This is a genomic window from Sphingomonas oleivorans (assembly GCF_003050615.1).
Classification (GTDB): domain Bacteria; phylum Pseudomonadota; class Alphaproteobacteria; order Sphingomonadales; family Sphingomonadaceae; genus Sphingomonas_H; species Sphingomonas_H oleivorans.
The window spans coordinates 59,724-73,137 of sequence record NZ_NWBU01000017.1; the positions used below are offsets into that span (position 1 = coordinate 59,724).

Annotated in this window: 12 protein-coding genes, 1 tRNA gene and 1 pseudogene; 7 read left to right on the forward strand and 7 right to left on the reverse strand. The window is 64.5% G+C overall.

The window, feature by feature from the left end; genetic code table 11:
• Nucleotides 1-228 precede the first annotated feature (228 nt).
• Nucleotides 229-1,599 (reverse strand): aminotransferase-like domain-containing protein, encoded by a 1,371-nt coding sequence (locus CLG96_RS16695; protein ID WP_165799689.1) that lies wholly within the window; start codon nucleotides 1,597-1,599, stop codon nucleotides 229-231.
• 308 nt (nucleotides 1,600-1,907) lie between these two features.
• On the opposite strand from CLG96_RS16695, the gene CLG96_RS16700 reads away from it, so the two are divergent.
• The gene (locus CLG96_RS16700) at nucleotides 1,908-2,729 is read left to right on the forward strand and encodes a GNAT family N-acetyltransferase (RefSeq protein ID WP_107969676.1); all 822 of its coding nucleotides are present in this window, start codon (nucleotides 1,908-1,910) and stop codon (nucleotides 2,727-2,729) included.
• A 239-nt stretch (nucleotides 2,730-2,968) separates the two neighbouring features.
• On the opposite strand, the gene CLG96_RS16705 is transcribed toward CLG96_RS16700, so the two are convergent.
• From CLG96_RS16705 to CLG96_RS16715, 3 genes and pseudogenes are all read right to left on the reverse strand, one after another.
• Nucleotides 2,969-3,235: a helix-turn-helix domain-containing protein gene (locus tag CLG96_RS16705; protein ID WP_243395838.1), complete on the reverse strand. Its 267-nt coding sequence runs from the start codon at nucleotides 3,233-3,235 to the stop codon at nucleotides 2,969-2,971.
• A pseudogene (locus CLG96_RS16710) lies at nucleotides 3,232-3,636 on the reverse strand (cupin domain-containing protein); the annotation flags it as partial. The gene CLG96_RS16705 and the pseudogene CLG96_RS16710, both read right to left, overlap by 4 nt.
• A gap of 10 nt (nucleotides 3,637-3,646) precedes the next feature.
• Nucleotides 3,647-3,736: transfer RNA gene (locus CLG96_RS16715), tRNA-Ser, on the reverse strand.
• Between the two features lie 126 nt (nucleotides 3,737-3,862).
• On the opposite strand from CLG96_RS16715, the gene hspQ reads away from it, so the two are divergent.
• Nucleotides 3,863-4,240 (forward strand): heat shock protein HspQ, encoded by a 378-nt coding sequence (gene hspQ, locus CLG96_RS16720; protein WP_107969681.1) that lies wholly within the window; start codon nucleotides 3,863-3,865, stop codon nucleotides 4,238-4,240.
• A 144-nt stretch (nucleotides 4,241-4,384) separates the two neighbouring features.
• On the opposite strand, the gene CLG96_RS16725 is transcribed toward hspQ, so the two are convergent.
• The 3 genes from CLG96_RS16725 to CLG96_RS16735 form a co-directional block, all read right to left on the reverse strand.
• A complete protein-coding gene (locus tag CLG96_RS16725; protein ID WP_107969683.1) occupies nucleotides 4,385-4,897 on the reverse strand; it encodes a RidA family protein in 513 nt (170 codons plus the stop codon).
• 80 nt (nucleotides 4,898-4,977) lie between these two features.
• On the reverse strand, nucleotides 4,978-7,596 hold the full coding sequence (locus tag CLG96_RS16730; protein ID WP_107969685.1) for a TonB-dependent receptor plug domain-containing protein: 2,619 nt from the start codon (nucleotides 7,594-7,596) through the stop codon (nucleotides 4,978-4,980).
• A gap of 119 nt (nucleotides 7,597-7,715) precedes the next feature.
• On the reverse strand, nucleotides 7,716-9,266 hold the full coding sequence (locus tag CLG96_RS16735) for a flavin monoamine oxidase family protein (protein WP_279330731.1): 1,551 nt from the start codon (nucleotides 9,264-9,266) through the stop codon (nucleotides 7,716-7,718).
• A 531-nt stretch (nucleotides 9,267-9,797) separates the two neighbouring features.
• Between CLG96_RS16735 and rplU the strand changes: the two genes are divergently transcribed.
• From rplU to proB, 5 genes are all read left to right on the forward strand, one after another.
• Nucleotides 9,798-10,115: a 50S ribosomal protein L21 gene (gene rplU / locus CLG96_RS16740; protein WP_107969687.1), complete on the forward strand. Its 318-nt coding sequence runs from the start codon at nucleotides 9,798-9,800 to the stop codon at nucleotides 10,113-10,115.
• Nucleotides 10,116-10,140: 25 nt separating this feature from the next.
• A complete protein-coding gene (gene rpmA / locus CLG96_RS16745; protein WP_107969689.1) occupies nucleotides 10,141-10,410 on the forward strand; it encodes a 50S ribosomal protein L27 in 270 nt (89 codons plus the stop codon).
• A 185-nt stretch (nucleotides 10,411-10,595) separates the two neighbouring features.
• Nucleotides 10,596-11,153, forward strand: a complete 558-nt coding sequence (locus CLG96_RS16750) for a GNAT family N-acetyltransferase (RefSeq protein ID WP_107969692.1) — start codon at nucleotides 10,596-10,598, stop codon at nucleotides 11,151-11,153.
• A gap of 61 nt (nucleotides 11,154-11,214) precedes the next feature.
• A complete protein-coding gene (gene obgE, locus CLG96_RS16755; protein ID WP_107969694.1) occupies nucleotides 11,215-12,255 on the forward strand; it encodes a GTPase ObgE in 1,041 nt (346 codons plus the stop codon).
• A 28-nt stretch (nucleotides 12,256-12,283) separates the two neighbouring features.
• The gene (gene proB, locus CLG96_RS16760; RefSeq protein WP_107969867.1) at nucleotides 12,284-13,411 is read left to right on the forward strand and encodes a glutamate 5-kinase; all 1,128 of its coding nucleotides are present in this window, start codon (nucleotides 12,284-12,286) and stop codon (nucleotides 13,409-13,411) included.
• Nucleotides 13,412-13,414 lie beyond the last annotated feature (3 nt).

Genomic DNA, 13,414 nt, shown 5'->3' on the forward strand with positions numbered 1-13,414 from the left:
GCATCTCCGGAAGAAAATCTGCCCGGTCGCGGCGTCTATGCCCCCTTAACGGGTGCAACTCTTCCTTCAGGCTATGGCGCGTCGCATGGCGGATGGGAGCGCAGCTTCGGGTCGCGCGGCAGCTCTTGGCGTAATGCGCGGCATAGCCGGCTTAATCGCCCGTCGGTCCGGTCACAGTTTGCCAACAGACGAGGCGCGGGGTCTTAGACAGGGCGCTGGCAATGAATCTTAAACAACGAAGTCGTCACGCGCGGAGGTTTTGATCAGATCAGAGATCACGCGCAAACCGTGCGCTGCGCGTGCGTCGGAAGCTTCATGGCTGAGGCTGAGACGCACTGCTGACGGAGCCCGTGTGCCAAGCGTCAGGAAGGCGCGCGCGGGGCGAAGCAGGACTCCCTTGTGCTCAGCCTCCGCCACGAAAGTATCGGCTTCCCAATGATCCGGTAAGGACACCCAGAGATGCAGGCCGTGCGGGTCCGCGCGATAGTCCAATCCTTCCAGCGCATTTCGCGCAATCGATTGGCGTCTGGCCGCGTGAACGCGTTGACTCGCGTTGAGAGCGGATGCCACGCCACCCTCAATCCATCGGGCCGCGATCTCCATCATCAGTGGTGGAGGCATCCATGAAGACAGGTTAACCGCCGAGCGGACTGCAGATATCCGCTCATTCGGAGCGAGCACGAAGCCGACCCTCAGCCCTGGCGCGACGGACTTGGACAAGCTGGTGACGAAGATTGTGCGTTCCGAAGCAAAGGCCGCAAGAGGAAGGGGACGCGCCGGCGGCAGGAAGCCAAACACATCGTCCTCCACGATCACCAAGTCGTGGGTCTGCGCAGCGCACGCAATCCGCTTTCGCCGGTCTTCGCCCATGGTGGCTGTGGTGGGGGTCTGCAATGTTGGCGTGAGATATAGCGCCTTCGGCTTGTATTGTCGGCAGGCGGACTCCAAGGCATCGGGCACGATGCCTTCCTCATCCATCGGCAGCCCAACCAAGCGCACCCCCAGGTGCTGCGCCAACATCGGGAGCGGCGCGTAGGTCATCGCTTCGGTCAGCAGCACATCGCCGGGCCGCAGCAGGGCAAGCAAGGCGGCAAAGATTCCCTGCTGCGCGCCATTGGTCAGCACCACATTCTGCGCGTCCGCCCGCAAGCCCAGAGTGCTGATCCAGTTCGCGGCAGCCTGTCGGTGTCGCAATCCGGCATCGGTTTGCTGATGGTCCAGATAGTCCGAGCATCCCCCGGCACGTGCGAGATCCGCCAGTGTCTCCACCAGTGCCTGTGCAGACTCACCCGGCAGCGGCAGGTTCTGCGAAAAGTCGATGGGGCCTTGCTCAGACCGTGAAAGAGTCGCTTCGCCATGTTGCGAAACCTGATTGCCCGATGGGCAGACATAGGTGCCTCGTCCGACTTCGCCCCGCACGTAGCCCCGCCGGGTCGCCTCGGCATAAGCGCGCATGACCGTCTGAGGCGCCAGCCCGAGCGCATCGGCCAGTTGGCGCTGCGGCGGAAGACGATCTCCCGCCTTCAGAAGCCCTGCGGCTATGTCCTCGCGTATCGCGTCGACCAGAGCGGAGGCGCGCGTTCCTTGTCGCTCAGCCAATGAGGGAATCCATATTGCCATGATTGCAATATAAATATTGACGCACTTCGAAGCAATAAGTCATTGCAATATGCAATGAGACGAGCATTCATCGCGACTGGGGTAGGACCTTCTTCCATGACATCCTCTTCCCGCAGTTGTCCCCATGCCGGCATCGGCACGTTCTTCCCAAGACGCGATCTTGCCGGCAAGATATCCCCCTCCGCTTCTGGCCGGAATGGGGTGCGCCCTATCGCGTTCGATCCGCTGGTCGACTTGTCCCGTCCGGCCATGCAATTGGTCCCCCGCGCCACCTCGGCGAGGCGGCCATGATCCGGGTGGATGCTCCCGCCACGTGGGCGCTTCGCTCGCTAGAGTCGGTCCTCCTGAATACCGGCTTTGCCCGCGTCGTCCTCGAAGGCCAAGTGGAAGGCAGGTTGTGGATAGACCGCTTTGACTCGCCACGCGTGCTGCATGCGCTGCACCCCTATGGCATGTCGCTGGTCTGGGGCGATGCTGTCGCCGACGGATTCGAGCAGATCATCAACCATCTCCGAGACGGGGAATACCGCACGAGGGACGAATGGCTTCAGATCGATCCGCGCTGGAAGGCACTGGACTGGGACCAACGCCTGGACGCGACGGACGCGGCGACGGCCTCCGATTCCACTTCGTGCAGCCGTCACACGCGAGTGAACTTTGGTTTCGACGCGGAACGCTTCCAGCAGCTCGTGCGAGGACACGCCTTGCCCGATGGCTGGCGATTGCGACAAGCCGATGCCGGAGACTTTGAATTGCCTGGTCAGGTCGTACCCAACTGCTTCTGGCATGACGCCGAGCAGTTTCTCGCCGCAGGAAGCGGCTGGTGCGCCGAACAGGCCGGAAACGTAGGAGCCATCGCGTTCGCTTCCTATCGTTGGGGCGGCGAAGTCGAGATAGGGATCGAGACCTTCGAGCATGCGCGCCGGCAAGGGCTCGGCCACGCAGTGGCCGCACGCATGATCGTGCATGTGCTGCAGGCCGGCTTCAGGCCGGTGTGGTCCTGCCGTTTGGAGAACACCGCGTCCTGCGCCTTGGCGCATAAGCTGGGTTTCCTGCCGCTGCGCAATCTCCCGTACTATCGGCTCTCTCCTCGCAATGAGGCAGCGTGAGAACGCCGTTGTTGCACGCTTGATGGAGCAGGCCAGCAGGAGACCTCTGCGAACGGCATTCAACGATGCCAATAACGCGCACCTGCATAGCGGGAACGGCGGCATAGGTTAGTTCGGCGCGCACCGCCATGGCCGGGATCAATCGAGTCGCAATCCAAATGGCGGTCAGCGCCGAAAGTCACCGTGTAGCCGGCGCCCGCGCAGATGGCCGACCTGCTTCGGGCCGACGGCGAGATTGCTTACGTCGTATAGGCCGGCGTCGAACGCCGAAGATGCCTTTCATCTGCGTGCATGTTGCCCAACCGGGTGCGATTCGGCTCGAGCTTGCGATAGTGGTTCGGCGTACAAGCCCGGCGCTTGCGAAAGGCTTTGGCGAAAGCGTTGTAGCTGTCATAGCCGACGATGGCCGCGATTTCCGACAACGAGACGGACTGTTCCCGCAGAAGCTGCGCCGCCTGCTGCATCCTGAATTCGGTCAGGTAATCGAGCGACGCCTGTCCCATCATGTTGCGGAAGTAAAACGAGAAAGACGCGCGAGACATGCCAGCGGCGGCGGCCAGTTCCGCAAGGGTCCAGGGTGGTCGATCTGGTTGTACATCCGTTCGATCGCATGGCGCAATCGCGCATGGGCAAGACCCGCGAGAAGGCCGCGCTGCTGCTGGCCATCGCTCGCGTCGATCCGTGCTCGCAGCGCCTGGATGAACAGGATGTTCGCCAGGCTTCGGATCGCGGCATTTGCGCCGGGGGCATCCATCTCGGTCTCCCGCGCCAGAAGATCGAGCGTTGCCTGAAAGGCGCTGGTGCGGGCGGCATCCATCCTGAAAAACAGGAGCGCGGGGAGCATCTGCGTCAGGAGGTGGCTGGAGGCGACATCGTAGCTGAACCAGCCAGTGATCAGCGTCACCGTCGCGTCGTGATGGCGGAGAGGGTGGGATTCGAACCCACGGTACGGTTACCCGCACAACGGTTTTCGAGACCGTCCCAATCGACCTCTCTGGCACCTCTCCGCTCGAGGTCTGGCCCGTGCCCGAAGGCGCGAACCGGTCGATGAGGGGCGGGCCTTAGCGGAAGCTTTCAGGCTTGCCAAGCGTTACGCTTGCATGAAACGAACCACCGCCTAAATTGGATGGCACATGACAAGACAATTTCCCCTGCCTCCGGGCGGTGCGCCGATTTCCCTGCCGCCCGTGATTCACGCCCGCTTCGCGATCGGCGATGTCGTGCGCCATCGGCTGCTTGAATTTCGCGGCGTGGTCTTCGATGTCGATCCGGTCTTCGCCAATAGCGAGGAATGGTATCAATCGATCCCCGAGGATATCCGCCCGGCGAAGGACCAACCCTTCTACCATCTGCTCGCCGAGAACAGCGAGAGCAATTATGTCGCCTATGTCAGCCAGCAGAATCTGGAGCCCGATATCAGCGACGAGCCCGTCGACCATCCGGCGATCGCCGGCATATTCGAAGGCTTTAGCGACGGCCGCTACGCGCTGAGGCGCGAACATCGCCACTGAGCGCCCGCGCGGGACTATCCGCGCCGGCTCCCCTCGCCTGTTCGGCCTGACTTGGGACCTGTCTCGCGTCGGCCCGGCCGCAGCGATGGGATCCATCCCGCCATCCCCGCTTTCCGGGGATGACGGGAGAGCGTCAGGCTCGGCTCACTTCTTCTTGGAAGGCGTTTTGGCGGCAGTCACCTCGATCTCGACGAGGAAATAGGGACCGGCAAGGTTCGCCACCTGCACGGTCGAACGCGCCACCGTCGTCGGATTCTCGGCCGTGTTGAAGAATTGCGAGAATCCCTCGTTCATGCCCTTGAAATCCATCTTGCCGTCGAAACCCGGCGCAGCGGCGACGAACACGGTCATCTTGATGATGTCCGCCATCGTATAGCCCTTGGAGGCCAGGATCCCCTTGATCTTGTTGAGCGTGCTGATCGTCTGCGTCTTGGTGTCGCCGAGATCCTCGAAGCTCTTAATGTCCGAGGACTTCTTGGTGGGATCGATCGGCGAGGCGAGCTGACCCGAAAGATAGAGCGTCTCGGCACCCGCAGGCACCGTCACGCCCTGCAGGATCAAGGCCGGCGGCGTATTGGCATGTTTCACGATCTGCGCGGGGCTCGCGGCAGGCAGCAGCGCCGCCGCGAGCATCGTCATCGCAAGCTTGGTCTTCATCGTCTCAACCTCTCTTCACCCAAAGAAAAAGCCTGCCGGCGATCGCGCAGGATCGCCGGCAGGCCTACACGAGCCGGAACTTAGAAGTTCACGCCCGCACGCACGTACCAGAAGCCGCCGTTGAAGCCGATCGGAGAGTCATCGAGATAGATTCGTCCGTTGGCCAGCGCCCCCGTGGACGGATAGACGCCACGACGGTCACGATCGGGATAGTTGTCGAAGATATTCTCGGCACCGACAGCCAGCTTGTACTTCTCGTTGAAGGTGTAGCTCACCTCCAGATCGAAGAGTATCTCGCTGCCGAACGACTGGTCCCCACCAACGTCATAGTCGGTGATCTTGCCGTAATAGCTTCCACGTCCCGTCACGCTGAAGCCCTGATAGGACCAGGTTTCAGCGAGATTGACGCGCCATTTCGGATTCAGATTTTCGATGTCGCCCAGGCGGTCATTGCTGATCAGCGCGAACTCGCGCTTGGTCTGGGTAACGGTCGTCTTACGCGAAAGCAGCTTCGTCTTGTTGTAGTTGACCGCAAGCGAGCTCGCGAAATGGCCGATATCGCTCGTCAGATTATGCGTGGCGACGAAATCGACGCCCTGGGTCCGCGTCTTGAACCCGTTGGTGAAGTAGACGACCTGACCAAGCGAGGACCAATCGGCGACGCCCAGCGCCTGGAGCGTCGGACGCTCGCTATCCAGCACCGGAATCTGGCCCGTCAGACCGATACGGTCCTTCACGCGGATATTATAGTAATCGAGCGTCACATTCAGCCCGCTGCCGGGCGTGAGCACGACACCGCCGCTGAAGTTCACCGACTTTTCGGGGCTCAGCGGCGTAGCGCCATAGAACTGAGCCGCGGCGCTCGTCACCGGCAGCGTCGCCTGCGCGATTGGCAGCGGGCTGCCGGCGGTGAACACCGTCGCCACGTTCCGGGTGAACAGCTGGCCCGGCGTCGGCGCGCGGAAGCCGGTGCTGGCCGCACCGCGCACCGCAATCGCCGGCGTGAACTCATAGCGTGCCGTCACCTTGCCGTTGGTCGTGCTGCCGAAGTCCGAAAAGTCTTCATAGCGACCAGCGACGCCGAGCGTGAACGCATCGGTGACATCCACTTCGAGGTCGAGATAGGCCGCATAGCTCCGGCGCGACTGATCGGTGGTCGAATCCGGACCATAGCCAGGGAAGCCGTTCGAACCGACCGCATGGGTCACGATCGAGACCTGGTTCGTGGTCGGGTTATAGACCTCCTGATAGGCATATTGCCCAACCTGATAGGAAGCGACGTCGCCCAGGCCGATGATGTAGGTCTCACGCCGATATTCGAGACCGCCGGCGATGTTCAGCGGGCTCGCCAGGCCGACTTCGAGCGGATAGCTGAGGTCGAGGTTGAAGTTGTTTTCCTGCTGCTCGAGCTTGCCCATGTAGAAGAAGGTCGGTGACTCCGGGCCCATCGACGGGTTGAGCGTCTGGCCCATCGTATATTTGATCCGGCTCTGGCCATAGGATCCGCTGAGATCATATTTCAGGCCGAACTCGAATTCGCCTTTATAGCCCAACACGGCCGAGACATCGGAAACATTGCCCATGAAGCGCGGCGTGAAGCCGTTGGGGAAAAATTGCGACGTCTCGAACGTAGAGCCATTGGCATTCCAGAAGGAGACGGGCTGGCCGAAGGTCTTGCTGTCCGTCCGCGGATCGATCGCGGTGATGCGCTGGAGATAGGTGGTCGCGACCGACTTGCCAAAGGGCACCGGCTTACCGGCCGGCCCTTGCGGCACGGTCACGGAAATCGGGCGGCGATAGTTGAAGTCGCCAGCCTGATCGCTCTCGCCATAGTTGCCGAAGAAGTAAAGCTCGTCCTCGCCGAACGGCACGGCCGCGTTGACGAAGAAGCGGAAGGCCTCGCTGGCGGGATTGCCGTAGATCTGCGCCGGCTCCTTGACGTCATAACCCATGTTTTCGAGCACCAGCGCGTCCGGGCGCTGCGTGCTGCGGATCGTCTGGCGGGTCTTCAGATATTCGCCGCTGACATTGAAAAAGCCTTCGGGGCCGAGCGGCAGGCCGAGATTGCCGGAGAGCTGATAGTCCTCGCCATCGCCCTCATAATATTGGCCGAAGCGCGCATTGAGCGAAAGCCCGTCGCGATTGCGCTTGAGGCCATAGTTGATGACGCCCGCAATAGCGTCCGAACCATATTGGGCGGCCGCGCCGTCGCGCAGCACCTCGATACGCTCGATCGCGGCAGACGGAATCTGGGCAAGGTCGGGGCCCTGCGCACCGGCAGCCAGCGAACCGCCGCCGAGCTGCACGAGCGCCGAGCGATGACGGCGCTTGCCGTTGACGAGGACGAGCGTCTGATCTGGCGGCAGGCCGCGCAGCGTCGGCGGACGAACGAAAGTCGAGCCGTCGGCGATACCGAAGCGACCGACGTTGAAGGACGGAACGAGATTCTTGAGAATCTGGTTCATGTCCCCAGACGCCTGCGTTTCGAGCGCAGCGCCGCTGAACACGTCGATCGGCACGGCGGATTCCGTGACGGTGCGGTCGGTACGACGCGTACCCGTGACGATGATCTCGCCGGCCGGCGCTTCCTCGCTCGCTGCCGGGCTCGCCGGCGCATCGGCCGCCTGAGCCCAGGCCGGACCTGCCGCGAAGGTCGCGGCCGCCAGCGCGGCGTAGGAGATATAATGTCGCAATCGCATTCTTGCCCCCTTTATCGAGTGTCTCGAAACCTCTCCCGGTCGGGTCCCTTCGGCCGCTCGATTATGGCGGCCTCGGGCTTCTGTGCCGCTCCGCCCGCCCCCGGCGGACGGGCGGCTGCTTATCCTGCTTTCCTGAGCGGCGTTGCCGCGCTCGCCACGCGCTCGCCGATCATCGACACCGCGCGCAGCGCCGAAGAAGCGGCGCCTTCCTGCCAGCCCGAAATATGGCTCAGATAGTCGCCGGCGAGGTAGACGCGGCCCTCCGGCCGGCCGAGCGCGGCATATTGCGCGGCCTGCGCCTCCTCGATGTGCGCCCAGGGCCCCAGATTATGGGGTATCTTCTTCCACTGCACCGAAAGCGGCCGGCCGAGCAGCTTGCCGCAGCCGGGATGGAGCCGCTCGATCACGTCACGGGATTCGGCGAACTGCGCCGCCAGCGGCTTGGCGGTCAGCCGCTCGGCGGCCTTGCCGCTGCTATATGCGCCGACGAGCACGCCCTGCGGCTCGTTAAAGCCGCTGCTGGGATACCAGACGATCGACGTATCGCCCTCGATGAAGGAGAGGCCGCCATAGACTTCGGATTCGGTCTCCCAGAAGCGCGGTGCCTGCCAGGCGATCTTCTCGGCATGATCATATTCGATCGCCGCCATCGCCTGCGCGAAGGGCTTGGAGAAATTGTTCGGAATGGCACGCAGCACGGGCAGCGGGATGGTGGCGACGGCATAATCCGCACGGATCGTCTGCACCGCGCCGTTCTTCGCGTCGCGATAGGCGATCTCGACGCCATTGGAGTGGTTTCGTATCTCCTGCACCTGGGCGCCCAGCCGCACCACCGGCTTCAGCCGCTCGTAGAAAGCGAGCGGGATGCGATCCATGCCGCCGACCGGCTGGAACATCGTCGGCTGCATCAAGACGGCTTCCTCGAACGCCAGCGGCGCCCAGAGCACGGGATTGAGCAGCGTCTTCAGGTCGAGCGGATCGACCTTGGTGCCCGCGAAATCGCCCGCCCCCGGACGCACCTTGTACCCCGAACGCGAGCTGCCCGTGTAACGGCCGTCCGCGCCCAGATCGCCATATATGCGCATGAAGTCGATCAGCGCCTTGCGGTCGTCCGCCGACAGCGCCTGATCGAGCGCGCCCTGGCTGGTGCATTTGGACAAAAGCTCGGCGACATGGCCGCGCGTGTCGTTGAACAGGCGGCGGAGCTGGATCGGGCCACCATCCTTGGGCAGCACATAGGCCGAGCGGCTGCTGTTGATCTCCACCTCGAGCGGCACGCCCAGCTCGCGGATATAGCCGTGCATGATCTTGTGGTGGCTGGGGATCCGGCCGGGGCCGGCGTTGAAATAAAGCCCCTCGTCCCATTCGCAGCTCTGGCTGCTGCCATCGGCAAAGTCGATCCGCGTGCCGCGCCGCACCGTCCAGTTGCGCCCGCCCACCCGGTCGCGCGATTCCAGGACGATCACCTCATAGCCGGCCTTGCGCAGTTCATAGGCGGAAACGAGCCCGGCGATGCCCGCGCCCAATATGGCGACGCGCCGCCCCTTTCCGCTGCCCGGCGCGAGCGAAGGCGCCTCGGCATTGGCCGCCGCCGGAATGGGATCCATGCCCATCGCGCTCATTGCGCCCACGACGGCCCCATAGCCGCCGACCGCGCCTGCGAAGCTCAATAACTGCCTTCTGCTAACCGACACGCAATACCCCCGTCACGAAAAGCATGGCCGCAATTGCGGCTACCTACTTCCCCCTGCGTGACTGCCGCCGCTCTCTTTTCGAAGCGATCTGGCTTATGGGTTCAACAACACGGTTTCAGACGACTATCTGCGGAGCTCCTCTTCAGTCCTGTCTACGATATTCCGTGTGACCATCTTTTTCCGCGCCATGGCGGCGATGACCCTTGGATCGTCGCTGCTGCGTGGGTTCGATTCATTTATGCGGCTCACGGTACACCGCTGAGGCGGGTGCGCAAGACGTATTTGTTACTGCGCCGGGACGGCGCGGGGCATGTGCGATATTGATCCGCATCGTTGCACGACTGCATCATCGGCCCGCACAGGCCCCGCAAGCCGGCCATTTCGCGCCGCCATATCGGTTGACAGACTCAGCCGGCGCTAGTAGCAGCCCGGCTTTCCCGCGCGGGGGTATTGAGGCCGTGGCCCTGTTGCCTTGCGCAAAACAGTTTTGCAGAAGTGATGAGGGCCATGTTCGCTATCGTGCGCACGGGCGGCAAGCAGTATCGCGTTGCCGCAGGAGACAAGATCGTCGTTGAGAAGATCGCCGGAGATGCGGGCTCGACCGTGTCGCTGGGCGACGTGCTGCTCGCGGGCGAGGGTTCGGAGCTGAAGCCGGTCGCCGGCCTCACCGTCTCCGCCGAGATCATCGCGCAGGCGAAGGGCGAGAAGGTCATCGTCTTCAAGAAGCGCCGCCGCCACAATTATCGCCGCCGCAACGGCCATCGCCAGCAGCACACGATCCTGAAGATCACCGCGATCGGCGACCAGAAGGCCGTCGAGGCCTGAGCGCGACGTAGAGGAGTAACGGACCATGGCACATAAGAAAGCAGGCGGTTCATCCCGCAACGGCCGCGACTCGGCCGGCCGGCGCCTCGGCGTCAAGAAGTTCGGCGGCGAAACCGTCGTCGGCGGCAACATCATCGTGCGCCAGCGCGGCACCAAGGTCTATCCGGGCCGCAATGTCGGCATCGGCAAGGATCATACGCTGTTCGCGCTCGTCGACGGCCGCGTGGCGTTCCACGACGGCAAGCTCGGCCGCAAATATGTGTCCGTCGATATTATGGCCGAAGCGGCCGAATAACGGGCGAACCCATTTTCGGGTCGCCCAGGGGGCGACCCGAAGATCCGTCACGGCGGATCATGAGGGAGACGGGTCGCAACCCGGCTCCCTTTTTATTTGGAATCTCCCTCGGAATTTTTCTGTCGCGCGCCTGTAACCCTTTTCATTCAAAGGGCTACGAGCGCGAACCGAGGGAGGGATTACCGATGTTTGCGAGAACCGAAAGGCTGCTGCTGCGGCCCGGCTGGATCGAGGATGCACCCGCGCTCGCGGCCGCCATCGCCGACGAAGCGATCGTCACCAAGCTGTCCCGCGTGCCCTGGCCCTATCGGCTGGAGGATGCGGAGGCGTTTCTCGGCGCGTCCCAGCCGGCGGACGCATCCGCGAACGATCTTCCGCGCTTCCTGATCTGGCTGCGCACGCACGGCGCGCCGAAGCTGATCGGCGGAATCGGCCTGCAGCGCACCGAAACCGGCGCCGAACTCGGCTACTGGATCGTGCGCGACTATTGGGGCCTGGGATTCGCGACCGAAGCGGCGCGCGCGGTGGTGGCACTCGCAGACGAAAGCCTGCGCCTGCCGACGCTCGAGGCAGGCCATTTCGTCGACAATCCCGCCTCCGGCCGCGTCCTGCAGAAGCTCGGCTTCCAGCCGACCGGGCGCACCACCGGCCTCTATAGCACGGCGCGCGGCGCGATCGCGCCTAGCCTGCGCTATGAGCGCCGGGCGATGAATCTGGAGGCGCGCGCGACGCTCGCGGCCTGAGGCCCCTGCTCTTCCGCGAGCAGGTTCCGTTTTCGGGGCGGTTCCGCTAAAGGGCCGCCCCATGCATTTTCTGGACCAGGCAAAGATCTTCATCCGCTCCGGCGCGGGCGGCCCGGGAGCGGTCAGCTTCCGGCGCGAGAAGTTCATCGAATATGGCGGCCCCGACGGCGGCAATGGCGGCAAGGGCGGCGACATCGTGTTCGAGGCCGTGCCCGGCCTCAACACGCTGATCGACTTCCGCTACACCCAGCATTTCCGCGCGCCGCGCGGCAAGGGCGGCGCAGGCTCCAACCGCACGGGCGCGGGCGGCGAGGATCTTGTCATCAAGGTGCCGGTCGGCACCCAGATCCTGTCCGACGACAAGGAGGAGGTGCTGGCGGACTTCACCGCGCCGGGCCAGCGCATCGTGCTGCTGCGCGGCGGCGACGGCGGGCGCGGCAATGCCAGCTACAAAACCTCCACCAACCGCGCGCCCCGCCAGCATGGCACGGGCTGGCCATCCGAGGAAATGTGGGTCTGGCTGCGGCTCAAGCTGCTCGCCGACGCCGGCCTCGTCGGCCTGCCCAATGCCGGCAAGTCCACCTTCATCAATGCCGTCACCAACGCCCAGGCCAAGGTCGGCGACTATCCCTTCACCACCGTGCGTCCCCAGCTCGGCGTCGCCAGCCGGCACGGTCGCGAATTCGTGATCGCCGACATTCCCGGCCTGATCGAGGGTGCGGCGGACGGCGCGGGCATCGGCGACCGCTTCCTCGGCCATATCGAGCGCTGCCGCGTCCTCCTCCACCTGATCGACGCGACGGGCGAGGATCCGATCGAGGCCTATCGCATCGTCCGCGAGGAGCTCGACGCCTATGGCGCGGACCTCGTCGAAAAGCCCGAGGTGCTCGGCCTCAACAAGGCCGATGCGATCGATCCCAAGGAGCTGGAAAAGCTCCGCAAGAAGCTCGCCAAGGAGAGCGGCGCGGAGGTGATGATCCTCTCCGGCGCGACCGGCGAGGGTGTCGACGCCGTGCTCGACCGGCTGCTCGACGCGATCGGCTCGGCCGAGGAGGAAAGCGAGACAGAGGCCGAGAAGGAAGCGCCATGGTCGCCCATCTGACCTTCCCGTCACCCGGATGGCCCCGCGCATGACCGCATCCGCCCGCTTCGCCCCCGCCGCCTGCCATCGGCTGATCGTCAAGATCGGCTCGGCGTTGCTCGTCGATCCGACGGGCAAGGTCCGCCGCGATTGGCTGAAGAGCGTCGTCGCCGATGTCGCCGCGCGCGTGAGCACGGGGCAGCAGATCGCGATCGTCTCCTCGGGCGCGATCGCGCTCGGCGCGCGCCGGCTGGGGCTGCCCAAGGGCGGCCGCGCAAGCCTGGAGGATGCGCAGGCCGCCGCCGCCACCGGCCAGATCGCGCTTTCCCATTGCTGGGCCGAGCTCCTCGCCGATGTGGGGCTCACCGCCGCGCAGATATTGGTGACGCTCGACGATCTCGAGGATCGCCGTCGCTATCTCAACGCCTCCTCCACGCTCGATCGGCTGCTGGCGCTCGGCGTCGTGCCCGTCATCAATGAGAATGATTCGGTCGCGACCGAGGAGATCCGTTTCGGCGACAATGATCGCCTTGCCGCACGCATCGCGCAGGCGGCGGGCGCGCAAGGCGTGATCCTGCTGTCCGACGTGGATGGGCTCTACACCGCCAATCCCGGTACCGATCCCACCGCTACGTTGATTCCCGAAGTCACCCGGATCGACGCGCGCATCCGCGCCATGGCGGATGGCGGGTCGGCCTCGGGCATGGGATCGGGCGGCATGGTCTCGAAGCTCGAGGCTGCGCGCATCGCCCAGTCGGCCGGCGCGCATCTCGCCATCGTCTCGGGCAAGCAGGATCGGCCGCTTACCGCCTTTGCCGATGGCGGGCGCAGCACCGTCTTCGTCGCCTCGGGCCGCGCCTCGGCGCGCAAGGCCTGGCTCGCCGGCCGGCTCACCGCAAAGGGCCGCATCCATGTCGATGCCGGCGCCGCGCATGCGCTCGAACAGGGGCGCAGCCTGCTCGCCGCCGGCGCGGTCTCGGTCGACGGCCGCTTCGCGCGCGGCGACGTGGTGGAGATTGCCGGGCCGGACGGCACGCTGCTCGCGCGCGGCCTGTCCGAATATGATGCCGCGGACGCCGCGAGGATCGTCGGCCGGCGCAGCGACGCGCTCGCCGATCTGCTCGGCTATGCGCCGCGCGCCGCGATGGTCCATCGCGATCATCTCGTCATGCTGTGATGG

Coding starts and splice junctions, on each gene's coding strand:
- CLG96_RS16700 (WP_107969676.1), top strand. CDS start 1,908: ATGATCCGGGTGGATGCTCCCGCCACGTGGGCGCTTCGCTCGCTAGAG.
- CLG96_RS16705 (WP_243395838.1), bottom strand. CDS start 3,235: ATGATGGGACAGGCGTCGCTCGATTACCTGACCGAATTCAGGATGCAG.
- hspQ (WP_107969681.1), top strand. CDS start 3,863: ATGACAAGACAATTTCCCCTGCCTCCGGGCGGTGCGCCGATTTCCCTG.
- CLG96_RS16725 (WP_107969683.1), bottom strand. CDS start 4,897: ATGAAGACCAAGCTTGCGATGACGATGCTCGCGGCGGCGCTGCTGCCT.
- CLG96_RS16730 (WP_107969685.1), bottom strand. CDS start 7,596: ATGCGATTGCGACATTATATCTCCTACGCCGCGCTGGCGGCCGCGACC.
- rplU (WP_107969687.1), top strand. CDS start 9,798: ATGTTCGCTATCGTGCGCACGGGCGGCAAGCAGTATCGCGTTGCCGCA.
- rpmA (WP_107969689.1), top strand. CDS start 10,141: ATGGCACATAAGAAAGCAGGCGGTTCATCCCGCAACGGCCGCGACTCG.
- CLG96_RS16750 (WP_107969692.1), top strand. CDS start 10,596: ATGTTTGCGAGAACCGAAAGGCTGCTGCTGCGGCCCGGCTGGATCGAG.
- obgE (WP_107969694.1), top strand. CDS start 11,215: ATGCATTTTCTGGACCAGGCAAAGATCTTCATCCGCTCCGGCGCGGGC.
- proB (WP_107969867.1), top strand. CDS start 12,284: ATGACCGCATCCGCCCGCTTCGCCCCCGCCGCCTGCCATCGGCTGATC.